At 67.1% G+C, this 13262-nt stretch carries 12 protein-coding genes; 11 read left to right on the top strand and 1 reads right to left on the bottom strand.

The window, feature by feature from the left end; all coding sequences use genetic code 11:
- The first annotated feature begins 148 nt into the window (after positions 1–148).
- From Q8M85_RS21770 to Q8M85_RS21725, 10 genes are all read left to right on the top strand, one after another.
- Positions 149–1075, top strand: a complete 927-nt coding sequence (locus Q8M85_RS21770; protein WP_305548662.1) for a carbohydrate ABC transporter permease — start codon at positions 149–151, stop codon at positions 1073–1075.
- Entirely contained in the window at positions 1076–1918 is an 843-nt protein-coding gene (locus tag Q8M85_RS21765; RefSeq protein ID WP_305548660.1) for a carbohydrate ABC transporter permease, read from the top strand. It abuts the gene before it with no gap.
- Positions 1919–1950: 32 nt separating this feature from the next.
- Positions 1951–3159, top strand: coding sequence for an ABC transporter substrate-binding protein (locus tag Q8M85_RS21760; protein WP_305548658.1), 1209 nt, complete (start codon positions 1951–1953; stop codon positions 3157–3159).
- A gap of 58 nt (positions 3160–3217) precedes the next feature.
- Positions 3218–4315, top strand: coding sequence for an ABC transporter ATP-binding protein (locus Q8M85_RS21755; RefSeq protein WP_305548655.1), 1098 nt, complete (start codon positions 3218–3220; stop codon positions 4313–4315).
- Positions 4316–4347: 32 nt separating this feature from the next.
- Positions 4348–5490 carry a Gfo/Idh/MocA family protein gene (locus tag Q8M85_RS21750; protein WP_305548653.1) on the top strand — a complete coding sequence of 381 codons (1143 nt, stop codon included), beginning with the start codon at positions 4348–4350 and terminating at the stop codon, positions 5488–5490.
- 313 nt (positions 5491–5803) lie between these two features.
- Positions 5804–6811: an SIS domain-containing protein gene (locus Q8M85_RS21745; RefSeq protein ID WP_305548650.1), complete on the top strand. Its 1008-nt coding sequence runs from the start codon at positions 5804–5806 to the stop codon at positions 6809–6811.
- Positions 6812–7108: 297 nt separating this feature from the next.
- On the top strand, positions 7109–8167 hold the full coding sequence (locus Q8M85_RS21740; protein ID WP_305548648.1) for an SIS domain-containing protein: 1059 nt from the start codon (positions 7109–7111) through the stop codon (positions 8165–8167).
- Positions 8164–9084, top strand: coding sequence for an ROK family protein (locus tag Q8M85_RS21735; protein WP_305548646.1), 921 nt, complete (start codon positions 8164–8166; stop codon positions 9082–9084). Before Q8M85_RS21740 ends, Q8M85_RS21735 begins: the two co-directional genes overlap by 4 nt.
- Positions 9077–10342, top strand: coding sequence for a class II D-tagatose-bisphosphate aldolase non-catalytic subunit (locus Q8M85_RS21730; protein WP_305548644.1), 1266 nt, complete (start codon positions 9077–9079; stop codon positions 10340–10342). The genes Q8M85_RS21735 and Q8M85_RS21730 overlap by 8 nt, the downstream gene beginning before the upstream one ends.
- Complete coding sequence (locus tag Q8M85_RS21725; protein ID WP_305548642.1) at positions 10339–11490, top strand: N-acetylglucosamine-6-phosphate deacetylase; 1152 nt, start codon at positions 10339–10341, stop codon at positions 11488–11490. The genes Q8M85_RS21730 and Q8M85_RS21725 overlap by 4 nt, the downstream gene beginning before the upstream one ends.
- A 174-nt stretch (positions 11491–11664) precedes the next feature.
- On the opposite strand, the gene Q8M85_RS21720 is transcribed toward Q8M85_RS21725, so the two are convergent.
- Positions 11665–12138, bottom strand: a complete 474-nt coding sequence (locus Q8M85_RS21720) for a hypothetical protein (RefSeq protein ID WP_305548640.1) — start codon at positions 12136–12138, stop codon at positions 11665–11667.
- A gap of 85 nt (positions 12139–12223) precedes the next feature.
- Here Q8M85_RS21720 and moaA point away from each other — a divergent pair, with 85 nt between their 5' ends.
- A complete protein-coding gene (moaA, locus tag Q8M85_RS21715; protein ID WP_305548637.1) occupies positions 12224–13225 on the top strand; it encodes a GTP 3',8-cyclase MoaA in 1002 nt (333 codons plus the stop codon).
- Positions 13226–13262: the final 37 nt, after the last annotated feature.

The raw sequence follows: 13262 nt of genomic DNA, 5'->3' as shown, positions 1-13262 counted from the left end.
GGGAAATTCGCAGTTGGTTCGATTTTTTGGCTAACTTGGTATTATGATGGTAGCGTAAGGTCAGTTTTTTGGTATCGTCATTCCAACGACATGATTCGACCCGCGCTGTCCCTGCCAGGGCGGCCCAAGGCTGAACAGGGGGAACTGCATGACGCTTGTCGCTGAAGGGGCCGCGCCAGAACGGATGCAGCGCCGCGAGATGTCCGAACGCGCCTTCGCCTGGCTTCTCATCTCGCCGGCCCTCCTCTTCATCCTGGTCATCGTCGTCTGGCCCCTGGCCGAGACGATCCGTCTGTCCTTCACCGATGCCACGCTGGGCGGGGAAAACTTCGTCGGGGTCGCCAACTACGCCGCGCTCTTTGCCGATCCGAAGTTCTGGCAGACCGTGGGCCGCACCTTCTACTGGATGGCGCTGGCCGTCAGCCTGAAGTTGATCGTCGGCCTGATCGGCGCTTCACTTCTCAACGCCGCAATCCCCGGCAAGGCCCTGTTCCGTGTCCTCGTGATGCCGCCCTGGGTGATCCCGGTTGCCATTGGTGTCATCGGCTGGAAGTGGATGTACAACGGCTACTTCGGCCTGATCTCGGGCCTGTTGCAGGAATTCGGGCTGGTGCAGGACCGTGTCGCCCTTCTCGCCACCAAGACCTCGGCCTTCTACTCCGCCATCGTTACCGACGTCTGGGTCGGCACGCCGATGGTGACGCTGTTCTTCCTCGCCGCCATGCAGGGCGTCTCGAAGGACCTGTACGAGGCCGCCTGGGTCGACGGGGCCAGCCGCTGGTATCGTTTCCGCCGCATCACCATTCCTCAGATCATGCCGGTGATTGTCTCGATGGCGCTGCTCTCCGCGATCTGGACCTTCAACAGCTTCGAGATCATCTGGATCCTGACCGAAGGCGGCCCGCGCGGGGCGACGACGACCCTGATCATCGACACCTACAAGGTTGCCATTTCGTCCCAGCGCTTCGGCGAGGGCGCGGCGCGGGCCGTGGTGATCGTGGTCCTGCTGGCGGTCTTCTCGCTCTTCTACCTGTGGTTCCTGAACCGCGTGAACCGGCATTACGGGGCCAAATAGATGATCGACCGCCTCACGCTCGTCCAGAAAGTCGGCGTCTACATCGCCACCTTCTTCTTCCTCCTCTTCATCCTGATGCCCTTCATCGAGATGATCCGGGTCTCCTTGCGCCCCATGAGTCACCTGATGACTGCCAAGTTCACCTGGTGGTCCGAGGATTTCAGCCTGCAGGCCTATCGCGACATGTGGAAGACTGTACCGCTTCTGGGGCGCTACATCTTCAACTCGATCTTCGTGGCCTCGTCGGTGACCGCGATCACCATGGTCGTGGTGATCCCCGCCGCATATGCCTATGCCCGGCTCGACTTTCCGTTCAAGGCGCTGTCGCTGGGCGGGTTCCTGGCCGTGAACATGTTCACCGGCGCGGTCCTTCTGATCCCGCTCTACCGGGTGCTGCGCAGCCTTGGCATGCTCAACACCTACTGGGCGATGATCATTCCGGGCGTGGCCTTCCTGATCCCCACCGGCATCTGGCTCTTGCGGTCCTACCTGGAAAAGATCCCCCGCGAATTGGAGGAGGCGGCTTACGTCGACGGCGCCTCGCGGCTTTACACCCTGCGCCGCGTGGTGATCCCGCTGGCGACCCCCGGCCTGATCGTCGTCGGCACCGCCGTCTTCATCGGCGCCTATGCCCAGCAGTTCCTGTTTGCCATCACCTTCAACAACGTCCGCGAGATCCAGCCACTTCCCGCGGGCCTTTACGAATTCATCGGTTACCAGGACGTCACCTGGAACGAGATGATGGCCGCTGCCCTGACCGGCATCACCCCGGTGATGATCGTGTTCCTCTTCCTGCAGAAATACCTCGTCGCGGGCCTGACCGCAGGCGCGGTGAAAGAATGACCACCCAAGACCACCAACAAGGGAGACTACCAATGACCCACTTCAAGACCCTGACAATCGCCGCTGGCCTGATGGCCGGAACGGCGCTGTCGGCCCAGGCGCAAGAGCTGCACTTCATCATGTGCGGCGGCGAAGTGCGCCCGGCCGACCAGGTCGTGATCGACAAGTTCCAGGCCGACAACGCCGGCGTCACCGTGAAGATGGAAGCGGTGGAATGGGGCACCTGCCAGGACAAGTCGATGCAGCTTGCCGCCGCCGGCGACCCGCCGGACGTGGCCTACATGGGCAGCCGCACCCTGCGCCAGCTTGCCAACAACGACCTCATCGTCCCCGTGACCTTCACGCCCGAGGAAGAGGCCGCCTACCAGCCCGGCGTCCTCAAGACAGTGACCAACGGCGGCCAGTATTGGGGCATCCCGCATGCCTTCTCGACCAAGGCCCTCTACATCAACTGCGCCGTGGTCGAGGCTGCCGGGGCCGAGTGCAAGGCCCCCGCCACCTGGGCCGAGCTTGTGACCCTGGCGAAGGCTGTGACCGACAACACCGACGCCGCAGGCATCGGCATCGCGGGCAAGGACTTCGACAACACGATGCACATGTTCCTCGACTTCCTCTATTCGAACGGCGGCAAGGTCTACAACGACGACGGCACCCCGGCGCTGGACAGCCCGCAAACGCGCGAGACGCTGCAGCTTTACGCGGACCTTCTGCCCTACATGCAATCCGGCCCGACCGAATGGGAACGCGACCAGATGCGCGACCTCTTCAACGACGGCCAGATCGCGATGTATGTCTCCGGTCCCTGGGGCGAAGGCCAGCACGCCGAGAAGGTGCCGACCCAGATCGTCGCCCCGATCCCGGCCGGTCCGTCCGGTCCCTCGGGCACCATCCTGATCACCGATTCGCTGGCGGTCTTCAAGGGCACCGGCAACGAGGAACTGGCGATCAAGCTGGCCAAGGCGCTGACCAGCGGAGAGGCGCAGTATGACCTCGATTCGTCCTGGGGCCTGACCCCGATCCTTGACTACGAAAAGATGGGCATGGCCGACGTCTACTACAAGAAAGGCAACTGGCCGATCTTCGTCGCCGGCATCTCGACCGGTGGCCCCGAGCCGATGGTCGAGGACTTCAAGGCGCTGCAGGCCGTCTTCACCAACATGATCCAGGGGATCATGCTGGGCGACGGCACCGTCGACGAACTGGTGACCGAGGCCGGCGTCGAGCTGGCAGCGGTTCGCTGATCCAATCGGGGGGCGCGGGTTGACCCGCGCCCCCCACGTCTCCGCAAAGGATACCCGCATGGCCACGCTCGACCTGCAAAGCATCACGAAATCCTTCGGATCGGCCCAGGTGCTGTCCGGTATCGACCTTGCGATCCGCGACAAGGAATTCGTCGTCTTCGTCGGTCCCTCGGGCTGCGGCAAGTCCACGCTTCTCCGTATCATCGCGGGCCTCGAGGCCTCGACCTCTGGCCGTATCCTGATCGATGGCGTCGATGTTTCAGCCGCCGCCCCGGTCGACCGCGGTATCGCGATGGTCTTCCAAAGCTATGCGCTGTACCCCCACCTCTCGGTCTACGAGAACATCGCCTTCCCCCTGCGCGTCGCCCGCCTGCCGGAACCCGAGGTCAAGCAGAAGGTCGGCCGCGCCGCAGACATCCTGCAACTGACCGAGAAGCTGCCGTTGAAACCCGGCCAGCTGTCGGGCGGCCAGCGCCAGCGCGTTGCCATCGGGCGGTCGATCGTGCGCAACCCCAAGGTCTTTCTCTTCGACGAACCACTCTCGAACCTCGACGCCGCCCTGCGCGGCGAGATGCGGGTCGAACTTTCCGCCCTGCAACGTGATCTCGACGCCACGATGGTCTACGTCACCCATGACCAGATCGAAGCGATGACGATGGCCCACCGCATCGTCGTCCTGAACAAGGGCCGCATCGAACAGTTTGGCACCCCGATGGAGCTTTACCACCACCCCGCGACCCGCTTCGTCGCCACCTTCATCGGCCAGCCCAACATGAACCTCTTGCCCGCCACGGTCGTTGGCACCGGACCCGAAGGCCTGACAGTCGAACTTCACGGCGGCACCCGGATGACCCTGCCTGTCGACACCGCCACCGCGCGCGCTGGCGACAGCGTCGAAGTCGGCATCCGGCCCGAAAGCCTGCAGCTTGGCACCGGCGTCACCATGCACCTCCGCGTCCTTGAACGCCTTGGCGGCACCGCCATCGCCTACGGTCAAATGGCTGACGGGCTGAAGCTTTGCGCCGCGCTGCCCGGCGACACCACCGTCCACGAAGGCGAGGATGTCGGCCTGACCTTCGCCCCCGCCGACGCCCATGTCTTTGACGCCAATGGCCGCGTGATGCGGCGACGGCAAGCCCCGGCCCTTGCAGCTTAAGGGACGGCTCGCCGCCTGAAAGGAGATTACCCATGCGCATTGTCACCTCAGGCATCGGCCTGCGGGCCGGTCATGTCCTGACCACGCTTCGCGAGGAAATGCCCGAAGCCCAGATCGTCGGCTACTACGACCCCCAGCCGACCCACCTTGAGATGATCGGCACCGACACCCCCCGCTACCCCTCGGTCGAGGCGATGCTCTCGGACGCCAATCCCGACCTCTACTGCGTCTTCTCGCCGAACGTCTTCCACCTCGACCAGATCCGCCTGGGGTTGGAGGCCGGGGTGCAGGTGTTTACCGAAAAGCCCGTCGTCGTCTCGATCGAGGAGACCCTGGAACTCGCCCGCCTTCTCGCCAAACACGGCGGCGTCAATCGCGCGATGGTCGGCCTCGTCCTGCGCTATTCGCAGCACATGGTCGACCTCCGCGCGGCCATGGCCCAAGGCTGGCTCGGCGACGTCACGTCGCTTGAGGCGAACGAACACATCGGCCCCTACCACGGCGCCTTCTTCATGCGCGACTGGCGCCGCCGCACCGACCTTGCCGGCGGCTTCATGCTGGAAAAATGCTGCCACGACCTCGACATCTACAACATGGTCACGGAGTCCCGACCGCAGCGCGTCGCCAGCTTCGGCGGCCGCAAATCCTTTGTCCCGCAGAACGCGCCAAAGTCGAACGCCGAGGCCGAAATCTTCCACGTCAAGAAGTCCGTCTGGGAATCCACCGATGATCCCTTCCTGTCGGATGGCGACATCATCGACTACCAGACCGCGATCCTGCAGTACGAGACCGGCGCCTCCCTCGCCTTCCACACCAACCTCAACGTCCCCGACGAACACCGCCGCTTCTGCGTCATGGGCACCCACGGCATGGCCGAGGGCGATTTCGTGCGCGGCTTCCTGAAGGTTACCGCCCGCGACGGAAGCCGCCTCGCGGACCATGACTACACGCAGGGCACCGCGATGAAAGGCGCGCATTACGGTGCCGACCAGCTCATGTGCCGCGACATGACCGCTTACCTGCGCGGTCAGGCGGACAGCCTCCCCGTCTCGATCCTCGACGCGATGGAGGCCGGCATCGCCGCCATCGCCCTCGACCAGGCCCGCACCACCGGACAGGTCGTCGACCTCACCGACACCTGGGCCAAACTCGACGCGCATGGGCTGCGCCAATGATCCGGCCCCTGAACCCTTCAGCCCCGGCGCCCGACCGCCCGTCCCGGACGCCAGGCATCGATGCTGGCTCAACCATTCCCGCCAGAGGATCTTCCCCGCTCTTGCGCCCGCCGACCACCCGTCGCCGCGCCGCGTCCCCGACCCAGCCCAGCGCCTTTCATCTTTGCCCAAATATCCCCGCCGGAGGCTCCGACAGCGCCACTCGCGCTGAACCGTACCTGCCCCGAGACCCTGCCCCCAAACGCCACCTCTCCCTTGTTGCGCCGACGTGGGGGGGATGGACGTGGGGGGACGCCACGACCCTGGACGCCCGATGACCGCCCTTCCTCCCGATGCCGGACAGCACATGTCGCGCGAGATCGCCGAGGCCCCTGCCGTCTTCGCGGCCTCCGTCGCACAATCCGTGACGCTTCCAGACCTGACCCAGCTCCGCGCGATCTACACCGTCGCCCGCGGCTCCTCCGACGCCGCCGCCAACATCCTGTCCTACGAGATCATGCGCGAGACCGGCCTGCCCGTGACCTCGCTCCCGCCCTCGATCTTCTCGCTGGGTCGGGGTGTCCGCCTCACCGATGCGGCCGTGCTCGTCGTCTCGCAGTCCGGTGCCTCGCCCGACCTTGTCGGCTCTGCCCGCGGCGCACGCGAAGCCGGGGCCACCGTCCTCGCCCTCACCAACGCCCCCGGCAGCCCGGTCGAGGCCGAAGCCCACGCCACCCTGTCGATCGGCGCCGGCCCCGAACTGGCCGTCCCCGCCACCAAATCCGTCGTCGGGGCCATCGCCGGGGGCATGGCGCTCCTCGCGGCCCTGGCCCCCGCCTACGCCCCCCGTGCGAAAGCCTCCGCCACAGCCCTCGCCGCGCTGCACGGCCGCGACCTGCCGCAGAAGAAAGCGCTCCTCGCCGCCCTCCTGCGCGCCTCACACGTCTATGTCATCGGGCGCGACACCGGCTTTGGCGCGGCGCAGGAACTGGCGCTGAAACTCAAGGAATGTTGCGCCCTTCACGCCGAGGCCTATTCCTCGTCCGAAGTCCTGCACGGCCCGCTGCAACTGGTGACGAACCCGCTCCTGATCCTGATCCTCGACACCGAACAGCCCGAGGTGCAACCCAGCCTCGACACGGCAGAACAGCGTTTCCGCGCCGCTGGCGGTACCGTCTTCCGCCTGCGTGCCTCCGACGCAGGTGCCACCGACCTCACCCCCGCCGCCGCCGCCGCCGCCCTTCTTTGCCTCACCTACCCGCTCGCGCATGATGCCGCCCTCGCGCTCGGCCACGACCCCGACCGCCCCACGACCCTCGCCAAAGTGACCCAGACCCGATGATAGGCAAAGCCGCCCCTGTCCGGTCTTGCCGCCTCCCGCCGAACGCGCCCCCAGGCTGCCCTTTCATCTTTGCACAAATATCCCCGCCGGAGGCATCGCAAAGCCGTTGCGCGTTCTTCACGCGCACAAGGCGACCGAAAAGACTTGCGCGGAACGCGCTCCGTCTGAAAGGCGCCCCGTCCACAAGGACCGCAGTCTGCCACCGCCGCGCGCTGACGCCCAGGCCAGGCCACTCCTGCCCCATCGCCAAGCGGACCACCCGGCCAATCCTGCCCGGCCAATCCTGGAAGTGACGACATGACCGACCTTTCCCGCCACGCCACCTTCCGCGAAATCCTCGCCCAACCCGCGATCTGGCGCGACTGGGGCGCGCGGCTCCAGGTGGCCGACCTCCGCCAGTGGATCGCCGAAACCGGCGTCAGCGAGGTCTGGTTCTGCGGCGCAGGCACCTCCGCCTATATCGGCGACATCCTCGCCTCTGGTCTCGAGGGCCAGCCGGGCCCGCGCTTCCGCTCGGTCCCCACCACCGACATCGTCGCCCGTCCCCGTGCCTATCTCACCGGCCAACCGAAACTCATCGTCAGCTTCGGCCGCTCCGGCAGCTCAACGGAATCCATCGGCCTCCTCGACGCACTCGACACCCTCGCCCCCGCCTGGCCACGGCTCAACATCACCTGCAATGCCAGGTCCGCCCTCGCCACCAGACCCGGCTCACACGTCATCACTCTGCCCGAAGCCACCCACGACCAGGGCTTCGCGATGACATCCAGCTTCTCCACCATGCTCCTCACCGCCGCAGCCCTCTTCGACGCAAGCCTCCCAGCCAGCCAAATGCCAAGCCGCTTCGCCTTCCTTGCCGACACCCTTCAGACCCTGCTCCCGGACTTCATCTCCCAAGCCACTGCCACCCGCCGCCCTGCCCGGGCCGTGTTCATCGGCTCTGGCCCCCTGGCCTTTGCCGCGCGCGAGGCCGCGCTGAAGGTGATGGAGCTCGCCGCAGGCCAGATCCCCGCCCTCTGGGACTCGACCCTCGGCTTCCGCCACGGCCCGAAAAGTTTCACTGTGGGCGACACCGACCTCTGGCTCTTCCGCTCGTCCGACCCCCACACCCGCGCCTATGACGAGGACCTCCTGGCCGAGCTTCGCACCCAGTTCCCGCAAAGCCGCATCACTGCACCCGACATCCCGCAACCCCACGGAGACCTCTGGTCCGTCCCGCTCTACGTCTCCCTCGCCCAGATCCTCGCGGTCATCTGGTCCGACGGCCTTGGCCTGAATGTCGACGACCCTTTCGCCGGGCAGGGCACCCTCACCCGCGTCGTCTCGGGCGTCCGCCTCCACCCGGTGCACCCATGATCGCGGCCCCGATCTCTGCGGGCATCGACCTCGGCGGCACCAAGATCGAGGCGCAGGTGTTCGCCCCGGACTGGTCGCTTGCCACCCGCAACCGCTGGCCCACGCCAAAAGACTATCCGACGCTGGTCACCGCGATGGCCGACGCGATCCGCTGGTGCGACGCCCATGCACCCGGCCTGCCCGTCGGGATCTCTGCCGCAGGTCTCATCAATCCCGGAACCGGTCTCGCCCTCACTTCGAACCTCCCCGCCACTGGCCTGCCCTTCCCGCAGGACATCGCCCAGGCCGCAGGGCGCCCGATCGCCTGGATCAACGACTGCCGCGCCCTGACGCTGTCCGAGGCGACGCTCGGCGTCGCCAAAGGCGCGGACCCCGCCGTCGGTCTTATCCTTGGCACCGGCGTTGCGGGTGGCGTCGTGACAGGTGGCAGACTCCTGCCGTCCCCTGCCCAAACCGGTGGGGAATTTGGCCACTTTCCCCTCGCCGCCGCCCCGATCGTCACGCACGGCCTACCCATCCTGACCTGCGGCTGTGGCCGCCAGGGCTGCAGCGAGACCTACCTCTCCGCCCCCGGCCTCGCCCGCATCGCCGCCCGCCTGACCGGCCAGCAGCACGCCCCCGAAACCATCGTCGCGGGCCGCGCCACCACCCCCGCCTTCGCCATGGCCTGGGACATCTGGCTTGACCTCGCGACCGAGTTTCTCGTCACCCTCTGCCTCACCCTCGACCCAGAGGTGATCGTGATCGGCGGTGGCCTCTCCCGCGCCCCCGGCCTGACCGACGACCTGACGAAACGTCTCGCAGATGCCACCCTCAAGGGCTTCCCGATCCCCGCCATTCACCTGGCTCAGGGCGGCGACGCCTCGGGCGCCCGCGGAGCCGCCCTCCACGCCCTGAACGAGGCGCACCATGCCTGACCTTGCCCGGATCATCGCCCGCAATCGCGCGGGGGAAGCCATCGCCATTCCCTCGGTCTGCACCGCGCACCCCGACGTGCTTGAGGCCTGCCTCACACTCGCCGAAACGCTTGACCAGCCAATCGTGGTCGAGGCCACCTCGAACCAGGTCAACCAGGATGGCGGCTACACCGGCCTGAAACCCGCCGATTTCATCGGCTTTGTCAAAGACATCGCAACCCGATCCGGGGTCTCGCACAACCGCATCCTCTTCGGCGGCGACCACCTCGGCCCGCAAGCCTGGCGCAAGCTTCCCGCCGATCAGGCCTTGCAGAAGGCGCACCAGATGGTCGCCGATTATGCCACCGCAGGCTTCACCAAGATGCACCTCGACTGCTCCGAGGGCTGCGCGGGCGAACCCGCCCAGCTTCCCGACGCCATCACCGCCACCCGATCGGCCGACCTCGCTGCGACGGTCCTCAAGCATGCGCCCGACCCGACGAAAATCCTTTTCGTCATCGGCACCGAAGTCCCTCCCCCCGGCGGAGCCCGCACCGACGACCACGGCGACATCCAGCCCACGACGCCCCAGGCTGCCCGGGCCACCCTCGACGCCCACCGCGAGGCTTTCACCGCGCTGAACCTGCCGCTCGACCAGATCGGCGGCCTTGTCGTCCAGCCGGGGGTGGAATTCTCGCCGATGGAGGTCCACCACCTCCCCCTCGCCCGCGACCCCGGCCTTCTCGCCGCCCTCGCCAAATGGCCGGGCCTCTGCCTTGAGGCCCATTCCACCGACTACCAGCGTCCCGAAGCCTACCCCCGCCTTGCCGAACTCGGCTTCGCCTTCCAGAAGGTCGGCCCCGCCCTCACCTTCGCCTGGCGTGAGGCGCTTTATGCACTGGACACCATCCGCGCCCAGAACGGCTGGGCCAGCGGCCCTTCCCTGCCCGACAGGATGGAAGAAGTGATGCTGGCGAACCCCGCCCACTGGCAGGCCCACATCCACGGCGACAGCGCTGCTCCGCGCACCGAACGCCACTTCGGCCTCGCTGACCGCATCCGCTACTACTGGCCCGAGCCAAAGGCGCAACAGGCCGTCCAGCACCTGTTGACCGACCTTCAGGACAAACGATTGCCCAACCCTCTCCTGGCGGCGCATTTCTGTGCCGCAGAGATTGCCATTGCCCGCGAAAGCCGCCATTCCCTGCCCCGCGCTCTGGCCCTGGCCCGGGTGCAATCCGCCCTTCGCCCCTATTTCTTCACGGGACCCCGGTCATGACCGCCACACCCGACCTCTGGCTTCTCCCCGATGCGATCTTCGACGGGACGCGGCTCCGCGGCGGCGCAGCCCTCGGCATCGCGCAAGGCCGCAGCCTGATGCTCGACATCCCCCCGCCCGGCGCACCGACCCGCCGCTTGAAAGGCACCCTGACCCCCGGCTTTCTGGACCTCCAGGTCAACGGCGGCGGTGATGCGCTTCTGAACAGCGACCAGTCGCCCGAGGCCCTGCACCGCATGGCCGCGGCCCACCGCAGGTTCGGCACCGTCGGCATCCTGCCCACCGTGATCACCGACGCGCCCGAGGTCCTCGCCCGGGCCGTCGAGGCGACGCTGGCCGCCCAGTCCGAGCCGCAGCCCGACCGCAGCCTGCTTGGACTTCACATCGAAGGCCCCCACCTGTCGGTCGCCCGCCGCGGCACCCACGCCGCCGCCTATGTTCGCCCCTTCGACGGCACCACCTTGACCCATGTCCAGCGCCTCCGTGCCGCGGGGGTCTTCGTCAAGATCACCGTCGCCCCGGAAAGCACCACACCGCAGGACGTCGCCCGGCTGGTCGGGACCGGGGCGGTCGTCTCCATCGGCCACTCCGATGCCACGGCGGACGAGGTCCGCGCCCTCCTCGACGCCGGAGCCAGCTGCTTCACCCATCTTTTCAACGCCATGTCGCCGATGCTGAACCGCGCGCCCGGCGTGACCGGCGCCTGCATCAACTCCACGGCTTTCGCGGGCATCATCTGTGACGGCATCCATGTCGCGGACGAGATGGTCGGCCTCGCCATCCGCGCCCGTCCCGTCCCCGGCCGGATGTTCCTTGTCTCGGACGCGATGAGCACGGTGGGCGGCTCCGACCACTTCCGGCTCTACGGCCAGGACGTCTGGCTGAAGGATGGCCGCCTCGTCAACGCCGAAGGCTCGCTGGCGGGGGCCCATGTCACGATGGCCGAGGGCCTCCGCCGTCTGATCACGGTCGTGGGAACCTCGCCCGAGACCGCTTTCGACATGGTCAGCGCCGCCCCCGCGCGCCTTCTTGATCGCCCCGACCTCGCCACGCCCGAATATCGCGACCTCGCCGACCTCCTCCTCCTCGATGCAGACTGGACCGTCACAGCCACCGTGGCCGACGTCCTGCACACCGAACCCGCCTAGCCGGAAAGCCGGCCAGCCTTTCATCTTTGCCCAAATATCCCCGCCGGAGGCTCCCGCGCCATCCAGGGGCACCAGCCTCAAAGGATCCATGCGACCCCAAGAGTGGGGGGCCAGTCCATACGACGCCAGAAGACCTGGTTGCGTCGCAGCGGCGCCCGGTTCAGGACGCCGCGCCTAGGGCCCGTAGACCGTGACCTGCGGCAACTCGGTCAGATTCAGCCCAAGCGCCTGGAACGCCGCCAGGGACAGCAGCGCCCCGCCGGTTCCGGGCCGCAGCTCCACCGCCAGGCTCTTGCCCGCCGCGGTCACGATCCGACCCTTGGCGACGGCCTTGACCAGCGCCGACGACAACCAGAGACCCTGTTCCGCCGGCGGACCCAGCGCGACGACGACGCGACCCAACTCGCGCTCCCCGCCCGAAGCCGGCGCCGCCAGCGCCGCGGCCCGCTCCTCTGCCGTCGTCTTGTCCAGCGCGGCCGCGCTCACCGCCCGCGCGCCCAGCACGCTGGTCGACACCGCCGGGGCGAATTCGGTCGCCGGCTGCGGCTCGGTCGGTCCGGTCACGCCCGACCGCTCTCCCTCTGGCTGGAACACGGCACAGCCCGACAGGGTCAGGGCCAGGGCGGAAATCATGGCAATCTGTCTCATGGTCGTAGCCTAACCCGCCGCTTCCCACCCCGCAATTGCCGCTCTCGCACTTGTGCGTCCCCCCGCGCAGGCCTACCTTTGCCCGATGACACCCCTGATCGACCCCTTCGCCCGCGCGATCAACTACCTGCGCGTCTCGGTCACTGACCGCTGCGACTTCCGCTGCACCTATTGCATGTCGGAACACATGACCTTCCTGCCGAAAGCCGACCTCCTGTCGCTTGAAGAACTGGACCGCCTCTGCTCCACCTTCGTCCGCCTCGGCGTCCAGAAGCTGCGCGTCACCGGCGGAGAACCCCTCGTCCGCAAGGGTATCCTCACCTTCTTCGAGGCAATGAGCCGCCACCTCCAGACCGGCGCCCTGAAGGAACTGACGCTCACCACCAACGGCAGCCAACTCGCCAAATTCGCCCAGCCCCTCGCCGATCTTGGGGTGAAACGCGTCAATGTCTCGCTTGACACGCTCGATCCGACGAAATTCGCCGAGATCACCCGCTGGGGTCGCCTGCCGCAGGTCCTTGACGGGATCGAGGCCGCCAAGGCCGCTGGCCTGAGGGTCAAGATCAACGCCGTCGCGCTCAAGGGCTTCAACGAGGACGAGCTTTTCCCCCTTCTCGACTGGTGCGCGGGGCAAGACCATGACCTCACCTTCATCGAGGTCATGCCGATGGGCGAGGACATGTCCCCCCTTCGCCTTGACCAGTACTGGCCGCTCAAGGACCTCCGCGCCCGACTGGCAGAACGCTTCACGCTCTGCGACCTTGCCGAACGCAGCGGCGGCCCTGCCCGCTATGTGCGCATCGAGGAAACCGGCCAGAAGGTCGGTTTCATCACGCCCCTCACCCACAATTTCTGCGAAAGCTGCAACCGTGTGCGGCTGACCTGCACGGGCGAGCTTTACATGTGCCTCGGCCAGGAAGACATGGCTGACCTCCGCGCCCCCCTGCGCGCCAGCCCCGACGATGCGCCGCTTGAACAGGCGATCCGTGCCGCCATCGCGCAGAAGCCCAAGGGGCACGACTTCGACTATTCGCGCCAGAAGGTCGCCGGCCAGATCACCCGCCACATGAGCCACACCGGGGGCTGATCAGGGGCCCGTTCGGGCGGCGGCTCCTTTGCGTTTC

The sequence above is a fragment of the Tabrizicola sp. genome, from assembly GCF_030694085.1.
Taxonomy (GTDB): domain Bacteria; phylum Pseudomonadota; class Alphaproteobacteria; order Rhodobacterales; family Rhodobacteraceae; genus Tabrizicola.
The sequence above is the reverse complement of the archived record's forward strand: the minus strand, read 5'-3'. Positions and strand labels throughout refer to the sequence as shown.

Excerpts from the sequence above, each read along its gene's own strand:
- Q8M85_RS21770 (WP_305548662.1), top strand. The coding sequence starts at position 149 with ATGACGCTTGTCGCTGAAGGGGCCGCGCCAGAACGGATGCAGCGCCGC.
- Q8M85_RS21765 (WP_305548660.1), top strand. The coding sequence starts at position 1,076 with ATGATCGACCGCCTCACGCTCGTCCAGAAAGTCGGCGTCTACATCGCC.
- Q8M85_RS21760 (WP_305548658.1), top strand. The coding sequence starts at position 1,951 with ATGACCCACTTCAAGACCCTGACAATCGCCGCTGGCCTGATGGCCGGA.
- Q8M85_RS21755 (WP_305548655.1), top strand. The coding sequence starts at position 3,218 with ATGGCCACGCTCGACCTGCAAAGCATCACGAAATCCTTCGGATCGGCC.
- Q8M85_RS21750 (WP_305548653.1), top strand. The coding sequence starts at position 4,348 with ATGCGCATTGTCACCTCAGGCATCGGCCTGCGGGCCGGTCATGTCCTG.
- Q8M85_RS21745 (WP_305548650.1), top strand. The coding sequence starts at position 5,804 with ATGACCGCCCTTCCTCCCGATGCCGGACAGCACATGTCGCGCGAGATC.
- Q8M85_RS21740 (WP_305548648.1), top strand. The coding sequence starts at position 7,109 with ATGACCGACCTTTCCCGCCACGCCACCTTCCGCGAAATCCTCGCCCAA.
- Q8M85_RS21735 (WP_305548646.1), top strand. The coding sequence starts at position 8,164 with ATGATCGCGGCCCCGATCTCTGCGGGCATCGACCTCGGCGGCACCAAG.
- Q8M85_RS21730 (WP_305548644.1), top strand. The coding sequence starts at position 9,077 with ATGCCTGACCTTGCCCGGATCATCGCCCGCAATCGCGCGGGGGAAGCC.
- Q8M85_RS21725 (WP_305548642.1), top strand. The coding sequence starts at position 10,339 with ATGACCGCCACACCCGACCTCTGGCTTCTCCCCGATGCGATCTTCGAC.
- Q8M85_RS21720 (WP_305548640.1), bottom strand. The coding sequence starts at position 12,138 with ATGAGACAGATTGCCATGATTTCCGCCCTGGCCCTGACCCTGTCGGGC.
- moaA (WP_305548637.1), top strand. The coding sequence starts at position 12,224 with ATGACACCCCTGATCGACCCCTTCGCCCGCGCGATCAACTACCTGCGC.